This window comes from Arthrobacter sp. B1805 (assembly GCF_002929745.1).
Taxonomy (GTDB): Bacteria; Actinomycetota; Actinomycetes; order Actinomycetales; family Micrococcaceae; genus Arthrobacter_D.
In genome coordinates, this window is sequence record NZ_PJIQ01000013.1 from 59,540 (window position 1) to 76,412 (window position 16,873).

At 69.0% G+C, this 16,873-nt stretch carries 17 protein-coding genes; 6 read left to right on the plus strand and 11 right to left on the minus strand.

Annotated elements, in window-relative coordinates:
- Positions 1-2: 2 nt before the first annotated feature.
- Both CXQ96_RS13990 and CXQ96_RS13995 read right to left on the minus strand, forming a co-directional pair.
- Positions 3-1,397 carry a CPBP family intramembrane glutamic endopeptidase gene (locus tag CXQ96_RS13990; protein WP_104118631.1) on the minus strand — a complete coding sequence of 465 codons (1,395 nt, stop codon included), beginning with the start codon at positions 1,395-1,397 and terminating at the stop codon, positions 3-5.
- Between the two features lie 4 nt (positions 1,398-1,401).
- Positions 1,402-2,124 carry a YoaK family protein gene (locus CXQ96_RS13995; RefSeq protein WP_104118632.1) on the minus strand — a complete coding sequence of 241 codons (723 nt, stop codon included), beginning with the start codon at positions 2,122-2,124 and terminating at the stop codon, positions 1,402-1,404.
- 100 nt (positions 2,125-2,224) lie between these two features.
- On the opposite strand from CXQ96_RS13995, the gene CXQ96_RS14000 reads away from it, so the two are divergent.
- Positions 2,225-4,033: a gamma-glutamyltransferase family protein gene (locus CXQ96_RS14000; protein ID WP_104118633.1), complete on the plus strand. Its 1,809-nt coding sequence runs from the start codon at positions 2,225-2,227 to the stop codon at positions 4,031-4,033.
- 46 nt (positions 4,034-4,079) lie between these two features.
- Here CXQ96_RS14000 and CXQ96_RS14005 read toward each other — a convergent pair whose 3' ends face one another.
- Positions 4,080-5,336: a phosphatidylserine/phosphatidylglycerophosphate/cardiolipin synthase family protein gene (locus tag CXQ96_RS14005; RefSeq protein ID WP_104118634.1), complete on the minus strand. Its 1,257-nt coding sequence runs from the start codon at positions 5,334-5,336 to the stop codon at positions 4,080-4,082.
- A gap of 98 nt (positions 5,337-5,434) precedes the next feature.
- Positions 5,435-6,178: an MBL fold metallo-hydrolase gene (locus CXQ96_RS14010; RefSeq protein ID WP_104118635.1), complete on the minus strand. Its 744-nt coding sequence runs from the start codon at positions 6,176-6,178 to the stop codon at positions 5,435-5,437.
- A gap of 206 nt (positions 6,179-6,384) precedes the next feature.
- Here CXQ96_RS14010 and CXQ96_RS14015 point away from each other — a divergent pair, with 206 nt between their 5' ends.
- Entirely contained in the window at positions 6,385-6,636 is a 252-nt protein-coding gene (locus CXQ96_RS14015) for a hypothetical protein (protein WP_104118636.1), read from the plus strand.
- A 17-nt stretch (positions 6,637-6,653) separates the two neighbouring features.
- Here CXQ96_RS14015 and CXQ96_RS14020 read toward each other — a convergent pair whose 3' ends face one another.
- Positions 6,654-7,409: an SOS response-associated peptidase gene (locus CXQ96_RS14020; RefSeq protein ID WP_104118637.1), complete on the minus strand. Its 756-nt coding sequence runs from the start codon at positions 7,407-7,409 to the stop codon at positions 6,654-6,656.
- Between the two features lie 74 nt (positions 7,410-7,483).
- Positions 7,484-7,966, minus strand: coding sequence for a hypothetical protein (locus tag CXQ96_RS14025; protein WP_308662921.1), 483 nt, complete (start codon positions 7,964-7,966; stop codon positions 7,484-7,486).
- A 224-nt stretch (positions 7,967-8,190) separates the two neighbouring features.
- On the opposite strand from CXQ96_RS14025, the gene CXQ96_RS14030 reads away from it, so the two are divergent.
- Positions 8,191-9,060 (plus strand): phosphodiesterase, encoded by an 870-nt coding sequence (locus CXQ96_RS14030; protein WP_308662923.1) that lies wholly within the window; start codon positions 8,191-8,193, stop codon positions 9,058-9,060.
- A gap of 42 nt (positions 9,061-9,102) precedes the next feature.
- Here the strand turns inward: CXQ96_RS14030 and CXQ96_RS14035 are convergent, their stop codons facing one another.
- The 4 genes from CXQ96_RS14035 to CXQ96_RS14050 all read right to left on the minus strand — a co-directional run bounded on the left by CXQ96_RS14035 (position 9,103) and on the right by CXQ96_RS14050 (position 13,560).
- The gene (locus tag CXQ96_RS14035; protein WP_104118639.1) at positions 9,103-9,912 is read right to left on the minus strand and encodes an MSMEG_6728 family protein; all 810 of its coding nucleotides are present in this window, start codon (positions 9,910-9,912) and stop codon (positions 9,103-9,105) included.
- A 42-nt stretch (positions 9,913-9,954) separates the two neighbouring features.
- Positions 9,955-11,586: a stealth family protein gene (locus CXQ96_RS14040; RefSeq protein WP_181036478.1), complete on the minus strand. Its 1,632-nt coding sequence runs from the start codon at positions 11,584-11,586 to the stop codon at positions 9,955-9,957.
- 84 nt (positions 11,587-11,670) lie between these two features.
- On the minus strand, positions 11,671-12,843 hold the full coding sequence (locus tag CXQ96_RS14045; protein WP_104118640.1) for a glycosyltransferase family 1 protein: 1,173 nt from the start codon (positions 12,841-12,843) through the stop codon (positions 11,671-11,673).
- 81 nt (positions 12,844-12,924) lie between these two features.
- Complete coding sequence (locus tag CXQ96_RS14050) at positions 12,925-13,560, minus strand: DUF1684 domain-containing protein (RefSeq protein ID WP_104118641.1); 636 nt, start codon at positions 13,558-13,560, stop codon at positions 12,925-12,927.
- Positions 13,561-13,640: 80 nt separating this feature from the next.
- Between CXQ96_RS14050 and CXQ96_RS14055 the strand changes: the two genes are divergently transcribed.
- Both CXQ96_RS14055 and CXQ96_RS14060 read left to right on the plus strand, forming a co-directional pair.
- Positions 13,641-14,393, plus strand: a complete 753-nt coding sequence (locus tag CXQ96_RS14055; RefSeq protein WP_104118642.1) for a sulfite exporter TauE/SafE family protein — start codon at positions 13,641-13,643, stop codon at positions 14,391-14,393.
- Positions 14,394-14,472: 79 nt separating this feature from the next.
- A complete protein-coding gene (locus tag CXQ96_RS14060) occupies positions 14,473-15,753 on the plus strand; it encodes a DUF6350 family protein (RefSeq protein WP_104118643.1) in 1,281 nt (426 codons plus the stop codon).
- A gap of 35 nt (positions 15,754-15,788) precedes the next feature.
- Here the strand turns inward: CXQ96_RS14060 and CXQ96_RS14065 are convergent, their stop codons facing one another.
- Positions 15,789-16,235, minus strand: coding sequence for a hypothetical protein (locus CXQ96_RS14065; RefSeq protein ID WP_104118644.1), 447 nt, complete (start codon positions 16,233-16,235; stop codon positions 15,789-15,791).
- A 56-nt stretch (positions 16,236-16,291) separates the two neighbouring features.
- Between CXQ96_RS14065 and purN the strand changes: the two genes are divergently transcribed.
- Positions 16,292-16,873, plus strand: coding sequence for a phosphoribosylglycinamide formyltransferase (purN, locus tag CXQ96_RS14070; protein ID WP_104118645.1), 582 nt, complete (start codon positions 16,292-16,294; stop codon positions 16,871-16,873).

Here is a 16,873-nt window from a genome sequence, read left to right on the forward strand (position 1 = left end):
CACTAACCGCGCGGCTGGTCCTCCTGGCCGTCGGCAGGACCATTCGTGGACGGGTCGGAGCCGGGGTGGCCCGGACCGGCGGGATGCGGCGTGCCGGGAGGATAGCCAGGGCCGGCAGGGTGAGCAGGCCCGGAAGGGTGCCGGTCGGCCCTGTAGTCCCTGCCATCCGACGACGAAGGCGCCGGGGGCGCGGCCGTCGAACCGTGCTCCGCCGGCTGTTCCTGGGCGGGCAGGGTCCGGGGGATCACGGGTACCGGTGGAGCTCCGGGGCCCGGTGCGTGGGAGCGGTCGTACTGCGATGGCTCGTAGGGGCCGGCCAGTGGCTGCCCGGCCTGCTGCTGGTCCTGGATCCGGGGGCCCTGTGCGGTCGCCCAGGGGCCGGAGAAAGCGACCGGCCCCGGGGCGCCCGGCCCAGAGGCGACCGCCGGCGGAACAGCACCTCCGGGGAACGGGGCGGCAGGGAAGGGGTAACCGGCCTGCGGGGGTTCAGGGGACACCGTCCGGGTCCGGCCGATGCCCCTGCGGTTCGCGAGGCGGATGATGACGACAGCGGTCACCGCCATGGTCGCTCCGGAGATGATGAGTCCGCTGACCGAGCCTTCGGTCGAATTGACGTCCACCAGCCCGAAGGCGCCGAGGACGAAGATGGTCATGTTGTTGATGGCGTGGACCGCGATCGCCGCTTCGAGCCCGCCCGTGCGCCAGCTGATCCACCCCGCGAAGATCGCGAAGATCGCGACGTCCGTCTGGCCGAGCGGATCGTAACCGTGTCCGAGGACGAAGAGCGGCACGGGCAGCAGGATCGCGAAGGCGGGGTGCCGCAACCAGCTGCCGATGGCCTGCATCAGGAAGCCGCGGAACACGTATTCCTCGGCCGCGGCCTGGAACGGCACGGCGAGGATGGACAGGGCGAGCATGATCAGCAGGGTCGAGGTGTCCGGCTGTGCGGGAAGCGGGACCGCCTCCTCAGGGAAGAAGAAACCGATCACGGTCGAGACGGCGAGGCTCACCAGGAACACAGCTGTCGCAACCAGCGTGCAGACGGAGAGCCAGCCCCAGCGGATGCGCCCGGCAACCGAGGACAGCAGGCCGATGGGTTTCGGTCCCACGATCAGTGTGGCGAGCGCGAGCGCGGGAATCATGAGGATCAGCGAGATCAGGGTGAAGGCGAAGATCACCGGGTTGCTGAGGTCGATCGTCGCCGCGGCCTCCATGTACTGCTCGAGATCGGCAGACGTGGCGAGTGCCGCGATGATTCCGACGAGCAGCAGGACGACGGTGAAGGCCAGGTAGAAGGCCATCCCCAGCAACGCGGTCAGGAGTGGTCTCCACCAGCGGTAGCGCGGCCACGATCGGGCGAGGCGGTGGAATTCGAACTGCCGGTCAACCTGTTCCATGGCTCTACCGTAGTGCGGATTCCTTGGCGTCTTCTGCGACACGTTCCTCGCGGTCCCGCCGGTGACGGAGGTGTCCGAGCAGGGTGACGACGGCGGAAAGCGCCGCGGAGACGGCGACGCCGAGCCAGAGGTCCACCTTCAGCGTCAGTGCGCCCACGACGGCGCCGGCCATGATGAGCGCGATCGCGGAGGAGCGCCGGGCCCAGAACGGGCTCCTTCCACCCGCGAGGCGGGAGTCGGACGCGAGGCCGGTGATGGTGGAGGTGACGACGACGGTGGTGATCTCGGCGACCTTCAGGCGCTTCGCGGTGGCGGCCTGGATGCCCATCATCGCTGCGAGCACCGACGTCGTGATGCTGCCCAGCGCCTCGTCGGCGTGTACGTCCACCACCGCGACGAAGACCGCCAGGGCTGTCAGCCCGATCGTCACCGTGAGCAGGGCGCTGGACGTGCGGCCGGACCAGCCCTCAGGTCCCTTCCGGAGCACCCGGCCCGCAAGAGCTGCACCGACCATGAAGAAGACGAGGGCGAGGGCGGGCCGGAGTATCGGCAGGTCGGCGCCGCCCGCGAAGGCCATGCCGAGCAGTACCACGTTGCCCGTCATGTTGCCCGTGAAGACGCGGTCGAGGCCGAGGTAGCCGACGGCGTCGATCACTCCCGTGGAGAACGTCAGGACGAGCATGAGCCACAGATGAAGGCGATCCGTCGCCACCCGGTTCTTCTTCACGATGATTTCCTTTGGCAACGACCTTGAAACGACTGTATACAGAGCCTATCGTCGTACAGAGCCGTGCAGCCCGCCCGCCAGGACAGCCGAAAGTGATCCGATGACGTACACACCTCCCCCTTCCTTCACCACGCGGCCTACTTTGCAGGGCACCTTCGGGATGAGCGCATCGACGCACTGGCTCGCCACCGCGTCCGCCCAGGCGGTCCTCGAGCGCGGCGGGAACGCCTTCGACGCCGCCGTCGCCGGGGCGTTCGTCCTGCACGTCGTCGAACCTCACCTCAATGGTCCCGGTGGAGACATGACCGGGGTCTTCGCGACGGCCGGGGCGCCGGGCAGGCCGGTCGTCCTCATGGGGCAGGGGCCTGCTCCCGCCGCGGCGACGCGCGAGCACTACCTCGCGGAGGGCCTCGAACTCGTCCCGGGTGCGGGCGCCCTGGCCGCCGCCGTACCTGCTGCAGTCGACGCCTGGCTGGTCCTGCTGCGCGACCATGGCACCTGGGAACTCGGGGACGTGCTGGCGTTCGCGATCGGGTACGCCCGCGACGGACACCCCGTCGTCGGCCGCGTCGGAGCCACCATCGCCGCCGTCGCGGACCTCTTCACCGAGCACTGGCCGACGTCGGCCGCGCTCTGGATGCCCGAGGGCAGGGCGCCGCGCGAGGGTGAGGTCATCCGGAACGAGGCCTACGCCCGTGTCCTCGGGTCCCTCGTCAGCGCGGCGGCGGACGGAGCCACCCGGAGCGAGCGCATCGACGCTGCCCGGCTCGAATGGCGGACCGGACTCGTGGCGCAGGCCTCCGCCGACTTCGTGCGGACACCGCACCGGCACTCCTCCGGGCTCGACCACGCCGGCGTCATCACCGTCGAGGACTTCGCAGGCTTCGAGGCGGGCTACGAGGAGGCGACCACCTTCGAGTTCCGAGGCCACGTCATCGCCAAGACGGGCCCGTGGGGCCAGGGTCCGGCGCTGCTGCAGACCCTCGCCATCCTCGACGGGTTCGACGACGAACGCCTCGACCCGTCCACGGCGATCGGCGCGCACACCATCCTCGAGGCGCAGAAGCTCGCCACCGCGGACCGCGAGGCCTACTACGGCGACGCCGAGGTTCCCATGGACTACCTGCTCTCGCCGGGGTATGCGGCCGAGCGCCGATCACTGATCGGTGATCACGCGTCGCTCGAGTTCAGGCCCGGGACGGTGCCGGGCCTCACGCCCTTCACCCCTCCGCTGCGCACCGACTACACGCCCCCGGCCCTCGCCGGCAGCAGCGGCTTCGCCGGGGTCGGCGAACCGACTGTCTCGCGCAGCGGGGAGACACGCGGCGACACCTGCCACATCGACGTGGTGGACTCGGCGGGCAACATGGTGTCCGCCACCCCGAGCGGTGGCTGGCTGCAGTCCTCGCCGACCATCCCGGAGCTCGGGTTCTGCCTCGGCTCCCGGCTGCAGATGACCTGGCTCGAGGAGGGCGGTCCGTCCACACTCCAGGCGGGCAGGAGGCCACGCACCACGCTCACGCCGACACTGATCCTGAAGGACGGCAAGCCTGTCGTCGCACTGGGTTCGCCGGGCGGCGATCAGCAGGATCAGTGGCAACTGCTCTACATCCTCCGCACGATAGTCGGGGGGTACACGCCGCAACAGGCCATCGACGCCCCCTCCCTGCACACGACGTCCATCCCCGGATCCTTCTGGCCGCGGACGTGGGAACCGGGCGGCGCCGTCGTCGAGGACCGGCTGGGCGAAGACGTCATCGACGACCTCGAACGCCGGGGGCATGTGGTCACGCGGGCAGGGGACTGGTCACTCGGTCGGCTCTCCGCCGTCGCCAAGGACCATGAGACCGGCGTGCTGTCCGCCGCGGCGAACCCGCGGGGAGCGCAGGGCTATGCTGCCGGGCGCTGAGGCCTGGCACTGACCCGGACCGGAGCAGTCCCCGCTCCGTGCCGGGTCACAGGAACGGACGCAGCGGAGCGAGGATGAGTTCGCTGACCCGCGCAACGACCGGGCGGCTCGACCACTCCTCCTGGGTCAGCACCCGGCTGTTCGAGGAATCGACCGCGAAGATCTCTTCCATCGTGGCGGCGAGGTCGCGGTCGAAGATCTCGAGGTTGATCTCGTAGTTTCCGGTGAGGCTGAGCCGGTCGATGTTGGCCGTGCCCACGGTGCTCCACTCGCCATCGATAGTGGCGGTCTTCGCGTGGATCATGGAGTTCTGGTACAGCAGGATCTGCACGCCCGCGCTGATCAGCGACGAGTAGAACCCGCGGGACAGCCAGTCCGACACCACGTGGTTCGACTCCTCCGGGAGGATCACCCGGACGTCGACGCCGCGGCGGCTCGCCCGGAGGAGCGCGTCCAGGATCTGCTGGTCGGGGATGAAGTAGGCCGTCGTGATGTAGATGTGCTTCTGTGCCCGGTTGATGGCATCGAGGTAGATGCCGCGGATGGGAAATACCAGAAGGGCGGGAATGTTGTTGACCGCACGGATCCTGGGTTCCCAGAAGTCCGCGCTGAGATCCGGTAGTTGCGGTCGGCGCGGGATCGCCCGGAGGTTCCAGAAATTGACGAAGGCCTCGCGGAGTTCCCAGACGGACGGACCGCGAAGCTCCAGGTGGGTGTCTCGCCACTTGGTCGCATAGACCGATCCCAGGTTGTAACCGCCCACGAAGCCCACTTTGTCGTCCACCACGAGCACCTTCCGGTGGTCGAAGCCGGTTCCGCGGATGTTGGTGAAGACGATCGACGGACGCAGGACGGGGAAGCGGTAGGCGTTCACGAGCGGATGGAAATTGTAGAAGAACGGATTCACCACGAGGTTCGCGAAGCCGTCGTAGATGACGAAGACCTTCACTCCCCGTTCGGCCGCCCGGTTCACGGCGTCACGGAACCGGGCGCCCACCTCGTCGCCCTTCCAGATATAGGTTTCCAGCAGGACCTGGAACTCGGCCTTGTCGATCGCCTCGATCATGGCGTCGAAGAGGTCCTCGCCGTAGGTGTAGACCGTGGTCTCCGTATGGGCGATCGTCGTGTGGAAGGTGCCCGGCTGGGGAAAGCCCTCCCGCTTGGTGCGCTGGAGCTTCTGGTACGCATCCACGCCCACCAATCCCGCGATGACCACGGCCTGTGCCGAGAACAGTGTGATGGCTGCACGTTTCACCGTGCCGCGTGCGAACCCCATGATCGTGTGACGCTTCAACCAGCCCATGCGCCCAGCGTATCGCCTCACAGGAACGCACGTGCTGTGCCGTGCGAGCGGTACGGACACGGCGACAGGGCGTGTCCTGCGAGGGCTTCAGCGGCGGCCTAGTGGCCGCCGACCTCCAGCGCCTGCGACACGGCAGAGTCCACTCCGGCTCGCCAGGGGAATCCGTGCCCGGGCAGGACCACCCGCGCTCGGGTCGAGCGAAGAGCGTCCAGGGACCTGAGGGCGGTCGCGGTGTCGGCGGTCGCCGCGCGGGCCACCACCTGGGGGCCGGGATGACCCGTGTAAGGGTCAAGGGTGACGAGCGCATCCCCGCTGATGACGGCGTCGCGGTCCGGGAAGTGCAGGCCGCAGTGGCCCTTGGTGTGCCCGGGGGTCGGAACGAGGATCGGCGCCCCCGGCAGGGCTGCAGCGGCCTCCGGCGTGAGTGGCAGGGTGTCGCGGACTCCCTTGACCTCCACGGCACCCGCCGCAGTCATCCTCACCAGACCGGGGATGGCGCGAGGGTACCGCAACGGGTAGAGGAACGGGGAGCGTTCGCGCTGGTAGCTGTAGGGGTGGGCGGCGATGGATGCGTCGTCCGGGTGGCAGTACACCGGGATTCCGTACCGGGTCCGCAGGTGCTCCGCGGTGCCGACATGGTCGAAGTGCCCGTGCGTCAGGATGACTCCCCGGAGGTCCTTCACCGACCTGCCGATGCGGGACAGGGCCTGCAGCATCAGGGCCTTGGACCGCGGAAGGCCCGTGTCCACCAGCAGCACGCCGTCGTCGTCCTCCACCAGGTACACATTGGTCCGAGCGTGCTCGACGTAGTGGATACCGGGGGCGATGTCCGTCCTGATCATGCGTCTCCTTAGCTTGGTGCTGCCTCCGACCCTAGGCAGGGCGCGCCTGGACGACAAGGGAACAAGCCGGTGTGGTCGCGGGGTTCCCTTATGGGGCTGGCATCGCTACGTTGATGATCGGCTCGACAGGCGACGACACGACGCTCCGCCCGTACGCTGGAGCGTCGGCTGGATGATCCGGGAGGGTGTTGATCGTGGCAACGGGGATGAGCGAGCAGGAACAGCAGCGCCGCACGTGCGCGGCCTTCCGCTCGACGAGCCTGTCCACTTCCGATCTCTGGCTCCGGTACTTCAGCCTCGGCGGCAACGCGGGGGAGGAGGAGATCGACGCCTACCTCTACAGTTCGCTGCTGCTCCCACCCTTCGAGCGCGACATGCTTGCGCTGGCGGTCAACGAGTACATCTCCGACCTGCCGCCCTCCCCCCGAGCGCCCTACAGCGGCACCGAGCGCAGCTGACACACCGCGAGCCGCGGCTAGATGAGGGTCTGCTGTTCGCCGTCGGGCGTGATGTCCCCTGGCAGGGGTTCGATGAGATCCGGACCGTTGTTGCGCACCGATCCCACGCGGGCTCCCACGCGCCGCGGCACCAGGTGAGGGTCGGGGATGGCATCCAGCAGTTCCTGCACGGCTGGGCGGGAGTCGTTGCGCGGATCGAGCCAGTCGCCCCGCAACTGCGGAGGCACGATCACCGGTGTGCGGTCGTGGATCTCGCCGAGCGCATCAGTGGCCGGGCGGGTGATGATCGTGCAGCTCACCACCCATGACCCCTGCGGATGGTCCTCGGACGCCGTCGCCGGATCTCGCCAGAATTCGTAGAGCCCGGCGAAGCCGAGGTGGTTGCCGTCCGCTCCGTGCAGGTAGATAGGGGTCGTCGAGGCGTCGTCGTTCTTCCGCCATTCGTAGTACCCGTCAGCGGGTACGATCCCGCGGCGTTTGAGTGCGGCGGCACGGAAGGACGGCTTCTCGAGCACCGTTTCGCTGCGGGCGTTGATCATCCGCGCCCCGACCGCTGCGGATTTCGACCACGAGGGGATGAGGCCCCAGCGGGCAGGCTCCAGGCGACGCGTGAGCTCCCCGGTGTCCGGGTCGAGCCGCTCGACGACGAGTTGCACGGTGTCGGTCGGCGCGACGTTCCAGGAGGGTTCTACCTCGTCCTCGACGGACTCGTCGACCTCGAACGCGTCGATGAGGTTCGCCCTGCTACCGGCGATGACGAAGCGTCCGCACATGTCCGTTGCCCCTTCCTGTCCAGCGTCCCGAGCAGGATGCCCCCGCGGCGGCGGGGGCATCCTGCTGTGCGGACCTACTTCTTCTTGCGGTCCAGGATGAGGGACAGCGCGATGCCGACCAGCCAGATGTCCTTGGCCACGGAGGTGCCGTCCTGGGTCGGACGAATGCCGTCCTCCTGCGTCAGCTCCGGGGTGCGGAGGTACATGGTGATCATGCCCGCGGAGAAAGCCAGCAGACCGAGGCCTGCCAGCCTGCTCGGGATGAACGGAGCCAGCAGTGCCGAGCCGATGGCGATCTCCGAGGCTGCGAGCGCCTTGCCGAACTGCTGCGCGTCGAGCTGGCTGATCTGGGGGAAGGCCTTGGACGCCATGGCCTGCATGTAGCCCGCGGAGCCTTCGTCGAGGCTGGTCTTCCCGAGGCCGGAGTTGAGGATGAACGCACCGGTGGTGAGACGGAGGGGAATGTGGCTGGGGCGGAATCCCATGGTGGTGCCTTTCGCTGCGGGAGTCGGGGGAAGGAGCTGCTCGTTCTCGAAGCCTACGACGCGTCGTCCCACGCCGCCAGTTTCCGTGCACCGCCCCGGGAACTCGTGGTCGGGCTGTCCAACGCGAGCACGTGGGCATAAGTTTCCGCAATGTTCCTCGGCCTGCCGCAGGTGGTTCACGAGAATCACCTGTGCCTCTGGTGTGATGATCGGAGCGCCCGACCACAGCTAGCGGAGTAGGTTTCATGGTCCCCCGGACAGCAGAACACCCCCGGCCCCAGCACTTCATCCTGCATATGAGCGACACGCACCTGCTCGACGGGGACGCTCCCCTGTACGGGGCGGTGGACAGTGAGCGGCGGCTTCGTGAGGTCTTCGACGACCTCGAGCGATCCGGGGCGCGTCCCCAGGCGATCGTCTTCACCGGCGACCTCGCGGACAAGGGGGAACCTGGCGCCTATGCGAAGCTCCGGGCCATCGTGGATCCGGCAGCAGCACGGCTGGGAGCGAGGGTCATCTGGGCCATGGGCAACCACGACGACCGCGCGTCCTTCAGGGCCGGCCTCCTCGACGAGATGTCGCCGGAGCGGCCTGACGCTCCTGTGGACGCGGTGCATTTCATCGACGGACTGCGCATCATCACGATGGATTCCACCGTGCCCGGCCACCACCACGGGGAGTTCACGGACGCGCAACGTCGCTGGCTTGCCCACGAACTCGCGGTTCCCGCTCCCCACGGGACAATTCTCGCCCTGCACCACCCGCCCGTGCCCAGCGTGCAGGATCTCGCGGTCCTCGTGGAACTGCGCGACCAGCGCTCGCTCGCCGACGTCGTGCGGGGTTCTGACGTGAGGACGATCCTCGCCGGCCACCTCCACTACTCCACGACGGCGATGTTCGCGGGCGTTCCCGTCTCCGTGGCCAGCGCCACCTGCTACACACAGGATCTCCTGTTCGACGGCGGTGGTACCCGCGGCCGCGACGGCGCCCAGTCGTACAACCTCGTGCACGTCTACGAGGAGACGATCGTGCACTCGGTGGTGCCGGCCGGCCGCCACGCGTCCGTCGGGGAGGTCGTACCCCGGGAGGAGACGCGGCGGCGGCTCGAGGCGCACGGTGTGACGATCGCCGACGGGAGCCGTACCCGGCAGCTCGCTTCGGCGTAGGCACCGGTACCGCCGCTGACGGGACGTAGCTGGGCCGCGAGGTCAGCTGGGTCCGGAACGCAGCGCGCCGGGAAGACCCACGCTGAAGAGCGTGCGCGGGTCCTGCAGCAGGGCCGGTGGATCGAAGTCGGAGCGCCGCAGCCAGCCGTGCAGGCGCGCCGGGCGCAGCAGTCCGTCCTCGTGCATCAGGACCTGACCCACGTGGCCCGTCCGGAAGTGCTCTCCGTCCGGATCCGCGATGGCGACGGCGTCGCCGTCCTCGATGCCTTCCTCGAACGTGTGGAGCTGCCGCTCCCACTTCGGTGCGGCTCGTCCGCTGGGCGGGTCGGGCGGCATGAGCAGCGTCGCGTCGCCCTCCGGCGGGTGTGCCGCAGCCCGCCAGATCCAGAGGCGCCTGCCGTCCGGCTCCGCGGGTACGCGTACCTGCTCGGGTTCCGGCCAGTAGTACGGAAGGTCTTCCGGCACGCCCGGGAACCTGCTCCTGTAGATCTCGGGTGCCTTCTGGATGAGGTTGGACTGGTGGCTCACATGGAGGGCCGGCTCACCGAGCCATGGCGGCATCGGCACGTCGGGATCCTCGAGGACGTGCGGAGCGAACTCGAGGATCTGCCGGTGCGTGGAGTCGGCGTGGCCGCGGGAGACCCACTCCGAGACCATGGCCAGTCCGTACACGGTGAGCGCCGGGACGTATCCCATCCACATACGGATGGCGGGGTGCTGCCGCCAGCCGTAGTCCGGTATGACGAGGGCGCGCAGCGCCTGAAGTGTCTCGACGCGCTGCTTCCCGAGCCTCGCCTGGTCCAGTACCGCGGCGCTCGCCGCGAAGTCGGGGTACGGCAGGAAGGTCTGCATTGCGCCAGTCTTGCATGCACCCGTAACGCCCTGCCGGGCAGGTCACAACTCCCAGGGAGCCTTGACCGGGAAGTACTTCTCGAGGAACTCCGTCACCAGGTACGCGCGCTCTTCGGCCGGGACCTCGGGGAAACTGCCGTCGTTGAGGCAGAAGAAGTCCTGGTTGCGCTTGTCGAGCATCTTGTTGAGGCTCTTCAGGCCGGACCGCAGGGTCGTGTCCACGTACTTGACCTTCGCCATCTCCTGGGTGACGGCGCGGCCGGTGAGCAGCGCGTAGTAGTGGTACAGCGAGTTGGTGACCGAGATGTTGTCCTTGGCCCGGAACCGTGAGGCGGCGGTCGCCTCGAACTCGGTCTCGAACTCCTTCTCCATCTCGAACAGCACGCTCTTCCGCAGGGGTGCGGCCGTGTGCTCGAGGTGCCTCGTCGTGATCCGGCCGAAACGCTCGTGGAGCAGCCGGCGGTTGACCCGCGCCGCATTCTCGAAGCCGCTTCGCTCGGCGTCGTTCTCCCCGAGCCCGATCCGTGTGTCCGCCTCGATGAACTTCGTGATCCCGCCGGGGGAGAAGAACATGTCCGGCGCCACGGGGCGGCCGAAGAACATGTCGTCGTTCGAGTAGAGGAAGTACTCGGAGAGCCCCGGGATGTGCTGGAGCTGCGCCTCGACGGCCTGCGAGTTGTGGGTCGGCAGGACGGACGGGTCCCTGAAGTGCTCCTCGGACCGTACGAGGGTCACCGACGGGTGGTCCGCGAGCCACTCCGGGCGCTCCGAGTCGGTGGCGATGAAGATGCGGCGGACCCATGGAGCGAACATGTAGACGGACCGCAGGGCGTACTTGAGTTCGTTGATCTGGCGGAAGCGCGCCTCGTGGTCGTCACCCTCGCCCACCACCACACCCTGCATGCGTGCGGCCCGGGCAGCCTGGTATTCGGGGCTGCTGCCGTCCACCCAGGAGAAGACGATGTCGATGTCGAAATCGATGTCCGTGGCGTGGTCCGCGAACATGTTGTCGATGGTGGGCCAGGTGAGGCCGTGGCGCACCACCTCGCCACGAACCACTTCCGCCGCGGGCAGCGTGCGGCGGGTCAGTGAGTTCTCGACTGGGAGTTCGATCGCGGTGTCGCCCAGGGCCCAGAGCTCGATCTGCACACCTGCAGACGGGCCGTAGGACAGGCCTCCGAGTGGTTCGATGCGCGGGCGGAAAAGGCGGAAGATGCGGGCCTTGCCGGTCCTCGAGAGCTCGCCGTCGCTCACCAGGAGGGTGGTGCGGCGCTTGGTGTCCACCGTCCGCGAGTAGAAGGGCTCATCGCGGCACGCCTCGACGAGTGCCGCGCGGAGCTTCTCCCGGTCGTTGAGGTCCACGGCGATCACGGGCCGCTGGTCGTTCCCGCGGACGAGGAGGAACTCGATGCCGGCGGCGTCCAGAGCGGCGCGGATGAACAGCAGGTCCTCCACCATGGCCTGGTGCGGCGTGCGGTCCTGGTTGATCAGCGTGAAGCGCCGTTTCACGGTCGTGATGTCGGAACGGCCTTCGAAACGGGCTACCGCCGCGCGAGACGCCGACTCGAGGATCTCGGCTTCATTCTCCGGTTCGGGTGCACCGAAATAAATGTCGTGTTGGGCAGCCGTGTCTGTAATCGGAACCTCCGGAAGTGGGTGTGTGACCTCCCCCATGATAGGGCCTGTCGGCAGGTCGCAGTTGCAAGTGGGCACCATACCCCTTCGGGCTGACGCCGTCCAGCTTCCTGCGTGAGGAAATCAGGGTTGCTGGGGGGCCCGCCGCACCCGGTCCGCGACCTCCGCGCGGCGCGCCTGCACGGCCACGGCCTTGGCGTAGTAGCCGACCAGCTGCTCGCAGAGCACGGGCCACGTGCGGCCCTGGACGGAGGCGTGCGCCGCACGGCCGAAAGCCCGCCGCTTGGCGTCGTCGCCGGTGAGGTCGACGACGGCGGCGCGGAGCCCCTGCAGGTCGCCCGGCCCGTAGATCCAGCCCGTGCGGGACGAATCGACGAGGTCGAGGGGCCCGCCCCTGCCTACCGCGACGACGGGGACCCCGGAGGCCATGGCCTCCTGGATCGTCTGGCAGAACGTCTCGGACTCACCGGGATGGACGAAGAGGTCGAACGTCGCCACCATGCGCGCGAGGTCGAGGCCGCCCTGGAAGCCCGCGAAGTGAGCGCGGGGTAGCTGCGCGCGCAGGCTCTCCTTCTGGGGCCCCGAACCGATGATCACGAGCCGTGTCCCCGGCAGCGAGTCGAGCACCGCGAGGTCCTCGACCTGCTTCTCAGGGGCCAGCCGCCCCACGTAACCGATGATACGTTCATGGGGCTCGGCGACGCTGGCCCGCCACCCGGCGTCGTACCGGGTGGGGGAGAACCTGTCGGTGTCGACCCCGCGCCGCCACAGGTTGAGCCTCTGGACGCCGTGGGACCGCAACTGGTCGAGGGCGAAGGAGGACGGGACGAGGGTGAGCGTCGAGGCATCGTGGATGTTCTCGACACGCTGCCAGAGCAGGGACTCGAGCCAGGGGAACCCATAGCGGGCGGCGTACGCCGGGACCTCGGTCTGGTAGACGGAGACGGTCGGGATGCCGAGCTGCTCACATGCCTGCACCGCCCGCCACCCGAGAACGAAGGGTGAGGCGACATGGACGACGTCGGGCCCGAACTCCGCGAGGATCCGGCGCACGCGGGCCACCGTCCCCGCCGCGAGGCGCACGTTCGCGTACCCCGACAAGGGCATCGAGGGAAGGGAATGGACGGGATAGCCCTCCACCGTCGCCGGCGCCTCGTCATCGAGCCAGGACGACGACGGCGCGATCACCAGCACGTCGTCGCCCCGACTGCGCAGGTGCGCGAGCACCTTGAGCAGCGAGTGGGTGACCCCGTTCATGTGGGGCAGGAATGATTCTGCGACAACGGCGATCCTCACGTGGCAAGGGTCGCACCGGAAGGCGGAGGGGCGGACACCGACGGATGGAGGTCCGGTGAACGGCAGGAGAACTCCGTTCCGTCAGTACTCCCTGTAGAGCTCCCCGACCGGGACGTCGTCCTGCAGCCGGTTATCAGGACCCGGCAGCGGGCACGCCCACTCCTCGTCGTAGGCGCAGGACGGGCTGTAGGCGAAGTTGAGGTCGACGACGAGGCTGCCCGGAGCGCGGCCCTCGCCGAGGTGGGCGCCCTTGATCGTGTCCAGCACGTAGCGGCCCCCGCCATAGCTGCCACCCGGTCGGCCGGAGGTGCCGTCGCGCAGGGGCAGGAAAAGCCCTCCGCCGTAGGACGCGAGCTTCCACAGCGCCAGGTGCCCGAGCCCCGGCAGGGCCAGGGTGCCGAGGCGGCGGAACGGTACGACGCCGTCGGTTCCGGTCGCCACGTCCATCACCTCACCCGCGCCGTCGTCGGACAGGATGGCCTCGAAGCGGAACGAGGGATCGTAGGGCGCGATGGCGAGGCCGGGGAAGGTAGGCCTCGCGTCCGCTGGGATGGCGGACGCCGGGTGGCCACGGAACAATTCGTCGCGGCCGGCCTGCCACAGTGCGTGCGCGGCCTCGGGGGACTCGGACACGGCACGCTCACGGACGTCCTCGTAGAGGCCGAAGACGCGACGGCGCCAGTCTGCCGTGGCAAGTGCGGTGGTGAGGGCCGTCATCGCATCAGGTTACCGCCGGTAGCCCGGCACGCGGCAGGGCCGGAAGGGAAGAAGCGGTTGCCTGGGCGTACTGTAGCGGGGTGACCCTCGGCATCTTCTGCATCGTGCTGGCCTCGATCCTGGTGGGGGCCATCGCCCAGCGCATCGCGGGCCTCGGGTTCGCCCTGCTGATAGCGCCGTTCCTCGTGGTCATCCTCGGGCCGCACGCCGGCGTCCTCCTCGTGAACATCTGCGGCGTGGTGTCCTCGGCGATCATCGTGGGCAGGGTGTGGAAGGACATCGACTGGAGTATGTTCCGGTGGATGGTGGTTCCGTCCTTGTTCGGGTCGATCCCCGGTTCGGTGCTCGCGGTGGCGGTTCCGTCCGCCCCCCTGTCGGTCACCGTCGGCGCCGTCGTCCTCATCGCGCTGACCGTCTCCCTGGTGCTCCAGCGCTCCGACGTCGTCGTCCGGGGCAATGCGCCGAAAGTCGTCGCGGGCTTCACCGCGGGCCTGACCAACTCCATGGCCGGCGTCGGTGGCCCGGCCGTCAGTGCCTACGCCGTCCTCTCCCGATGGCCGCAGCGCCCCTTCGCCGCGACCCTGCAGCCGTTCTTCGTCTGCATAGGCATCGTGACGCTGGTGGCCAAGATGCTCCTCGACCCGTCCCAGGCTCCGGTGCTCGCTCCGTGGATGTGGATCACCATCGGGCTGGTGATCGTGGCCGGTATCTTCGCGGGAGAGAAACTCGGGCGCTTCGTGCGGGACGACCAGGCGCGGGTGTTCGTCGTCGTCATCGCGTTCATCGGCGCCGGCGTGGCCGTCATCAAGGGCCTCGTCGACATCCTCGGGTAGGGCCGGCGGCCCTTCACGGGCCGGCCACCCTCCGCGTCGGTCTGCTGGAGGAGCGCCCGCCGGTGGCACCATGGAGGGGATGAAACTCCCCACCACACTCCGCGCCCTTCCGATGCCCCTGTGGCTGCAGGGGGTGTTCGAGCTCGGCCAGGCCGCCGTGATCTCGGCGCTGCTCGTCGTCATCCCGGTCGCCGCCGTATGGTTCACCGGTGGATTCGCGGACCGCACTCCCGAGTCCGCCGCCCGATTGGCAGGACAGGGCTGGCTCGTGATGCACGGGGTGCCGCTCGTCCTGCAGTTCCCCGCCGGGCTGGCCGGGGCCGACGCCGTCGCGGGGCTTCTGCACGTGATTCCCCTCGGCCTGGTCCTGGTGCCGCTGCTGCTGGCCTGGCGCGCCGGGCGTCGGCTCGCCCGCGCCTCCTACACGGACCAGCTGTGGCAGGCATTCCTCGGGGCACTGGCGACCTACGCCATCATCGGTGCGGTGATCGCGTACGTCTCGACGACACCCGAAGCCTCGGCGCCCCTTGTGGCGGCAGCTCTCATCCCGCCGGTGTCGGCGGGTATCGGCCTGGTCACGGGCGCCTACCGCGAAGCAGGCGCGTGGAGTCGCCTCGTCGGTGTCGACTTCGCGGCCTGGGTGGGACGCACGAGCCAGCACTCGCGGTGGGCAGGGTCCTACGCCTGGTCGATACTCCGGTCGGGCTTCCTCGCGGTGATGGTTGCCGCGTCCCTGGCGGCAGCGCTGCTCGCGGTCGCGATCGGGCTGAACTGGACCGGCATCGCCGCCATCTACGAGCGGATCGACGGCGGGATCGCGGGAGCCTCGGTGGTGACCCTGCTGCAGCTCGGGCTCCTCCCCAACCTCGCGGTGTGGACGATGTCCTGGTGCACCGGCGCAGGCTTCGCGCTGGGGTCCGGCAGCTCACTCACGCCGCTCGCCAGTACTGTCGGGCCGCTGCCGGCCCTGCCCATCCTGGGCGCGCTACCGGCCGGCACCCTCGACCACGGGTACGCGGCCCTGGCCATTCCCGTGCTCGCGGGGCTCCTTGCCGGGTGGTGGTTCTTCCGGGAAGGCGAGAACCACTTCGACGAGTGGCTGGCGCTGCACAGCGGCCAGCGCTGGCTGACCTCGACGGTCTCGACCCTCGCGCTCGCAGGTCTGATAGGTATCACCGCGGGACTCCTCGGCGCCGTCGCCGCCCTCGTCTCGCGCGCCTCGCTCGGCCTCGGCCGTTTCACCGATCTCGGGCCGGATCCGCTGTCGGTCGGTCTGTGGCTCGCGCTGGAGGTGGCGGTCGGCGCCATTCTCGGCCACGCCGCCGGGCCCCTGCTCGAGCGCGAACCGCGGCGCAGTTGACCGGAGTGGGGGAGGGATCGCCCTGCTCGGACGCCTCAGTTCCCCGTCCGGAATCCCTCGAGCTTCCGTAGCCCTTCCTCACACTCACTCTGGGCCTGGAGGGTCAGGGCGCGAGACATGCAGTCCTCGTAGGTCTGCGTGACGGGCCACAGGAGCACGGATGCGCCGGTGCCTGCCGTCAGGAACAGTGCCGCGGCGAGACCGAGGGATGTCGCGAGCACCACGAACCGCGGAAGCTTCGCGCTGATCGCCTTCACGAGCGCGACGACGCCCGTGCCGAGTGCAACCAGCGAGAGAACGAGTCCGAGGACCTTCCACGGGAGCATGAGGGTACTGGCCAGCACTCCTGCGAGCAGGGCCAGCAGGAAGAGTCGCAGCCACAGGCCGGCCGAAGCGGCCGGCGCCTTCGCGGCGTCGTCCGGACCTTTCCGTCCTGTTCCTGACCTGCGCTGATCGTGTCCCCTGGTGTCCTGCTTCGTCATCGTCTCTCCCTCGGCATGGTTCAACCCTAGGCGAGGCGAGACCCTAAGGTTGAGCCATGCGCATCGTAGTCCTCGTCTCCGGAAGCGGATCGAATCTCCAGGCCGTCATCGACGCCGTAGCCGCCGGCACGCTGCCGGTCACCATCGCCGCCGTGGGTGCCGACAGGCCCGGGACCGGCGGGGTCCGGCGGGCGGCCGAAGCAGGCATCGCGACGTTCGAGGTCGACTTCCGGAAGTACGACGAGCGCGCGGACTGGAACCGCGCCCTGACCGAGGCGGTCGCCGCGCACACCCCGGACTATGTCGTGTCCTCCGGGTTCATGAGGATCGTCGATCAGCATTTCCTCGACCGGTTCCCGAACCGGTATCTGAACACGCATCCTGCCCTGCTGCCGAGCTTTCCCGGGGCGCACGGCGTGCGCGACGCCCTGGCCTATGGCGTGAAGGTGACCGGGTGTACCGTCATGATCGCCGACGCCGGTGTCGACACCGGGCCCATCCTGGCCCAGGCCCCTGTCGCCGTCCTGCCCGGGGACACCGAGGAGACGCTCCACGAGAGGATCAAGGTCGAGGAGCGGAGGCTCCTGATCGAGACGCTGACTGATCTCGCGGCTGCCCGGTCGACGGTCGGGGCCTGA

Excerpts from the sequence above, each read along its gene's own strand:
- CXQ96_RS14030 (WP_308662923.1), top strand. The coding sequence starts at position 8,191 with ATGAGCGACACGCACCTGCTCGACGGGGACGCTCCCCTGTACGGGGCG.
- CXQ96_RS14050 (WP_104118641.1), bottom strand. The coding sequence starts at position 13,560 with ATGACGGCCCTCACCACCGCACTTGCCACGGCAGACTGGCGCCGTCGC.
- CXQ96_RS14000 (WP_104118633.1), top strand. The coding sequence starts at position 2,225 with ATGACGTACACACCTCCCCCTTCCTTCACCACGCGGCCTACTTTGCAG.
- CXQ96_RS14035 (WP_104118639.1), bottom strand. The coding sequence starts at position 9,912 with ATGCAGACCTTCCTGCCGTACCCCGACTTCGCGGCGAGCGCCGCGGTA.
- CXQ96_RS14010 (WP_104118635.1), bottom strand. The coding sequence starts at position 6,178 with ATGATCAGGACGGACATCGCCCCCGGTATCCACTACGTCGAGCACGCT.
- CXQ96_RS14065 (WP_104118644.1), bottom strand. The coding sequence starts at position 16,235 with ATGACGAAGCAGGACACCAGGGGACACGATCAGCGCAGGTCAGGAACA.
- CXQ96_RS14060 (WP_104118643.1), top strand. The coding sequence starts at position 14,473 with ATGAAACTCCCCACCACACTCCGCGCCCTTCCGATGCCCCTGTGGCTG.
- CXQ96_RS14040 (WP_181036478.1), bottom strand. The coding sequence starts at position 11,586 with ATGGGGGAGGTCACACACCCACTTCCGGAGGTTCCGATTACAGACACG.
- CXQ96_RS14005 (WP_104118634.1), bottom strand. The coding sequence starts at position 5,336 with ATGGGCTGGTTGAAGCGTCACACGATCATGGGGTTCGCACGCGGCACG.
- purN (WP_104118645.1), top strand. The coding sequence starts at position 16,292 with ATGCGCATCGTAGTCCTCGTCTCCGGAAGCGGATCGAATCTCCAGGCC.
- CXQ96_RS14015 (WP_104118636.1), top strand. The coding sequence starts at position 6,385 with ATGAGCGAGCAGGAACAGCAGCGCCGCACGTGCGCGGCCTTCCGCTCG.
- CXQ96_RS13990 (WP_104118631.1), bottom strand. The coding sequence starts at position 1,397 with ATGGAACAGGTTGACCGGCAGTTCGAATTCCACCGCCTCGCCCGATCG.
- CXQ96_RS14020 (WP_104118637.1), bottom strand. The coding sequence starts at position 7,409 with ATGTGCGGACGCTTCGTCATCGCCGGTAGCAGGGCGAACCTCATCGAC.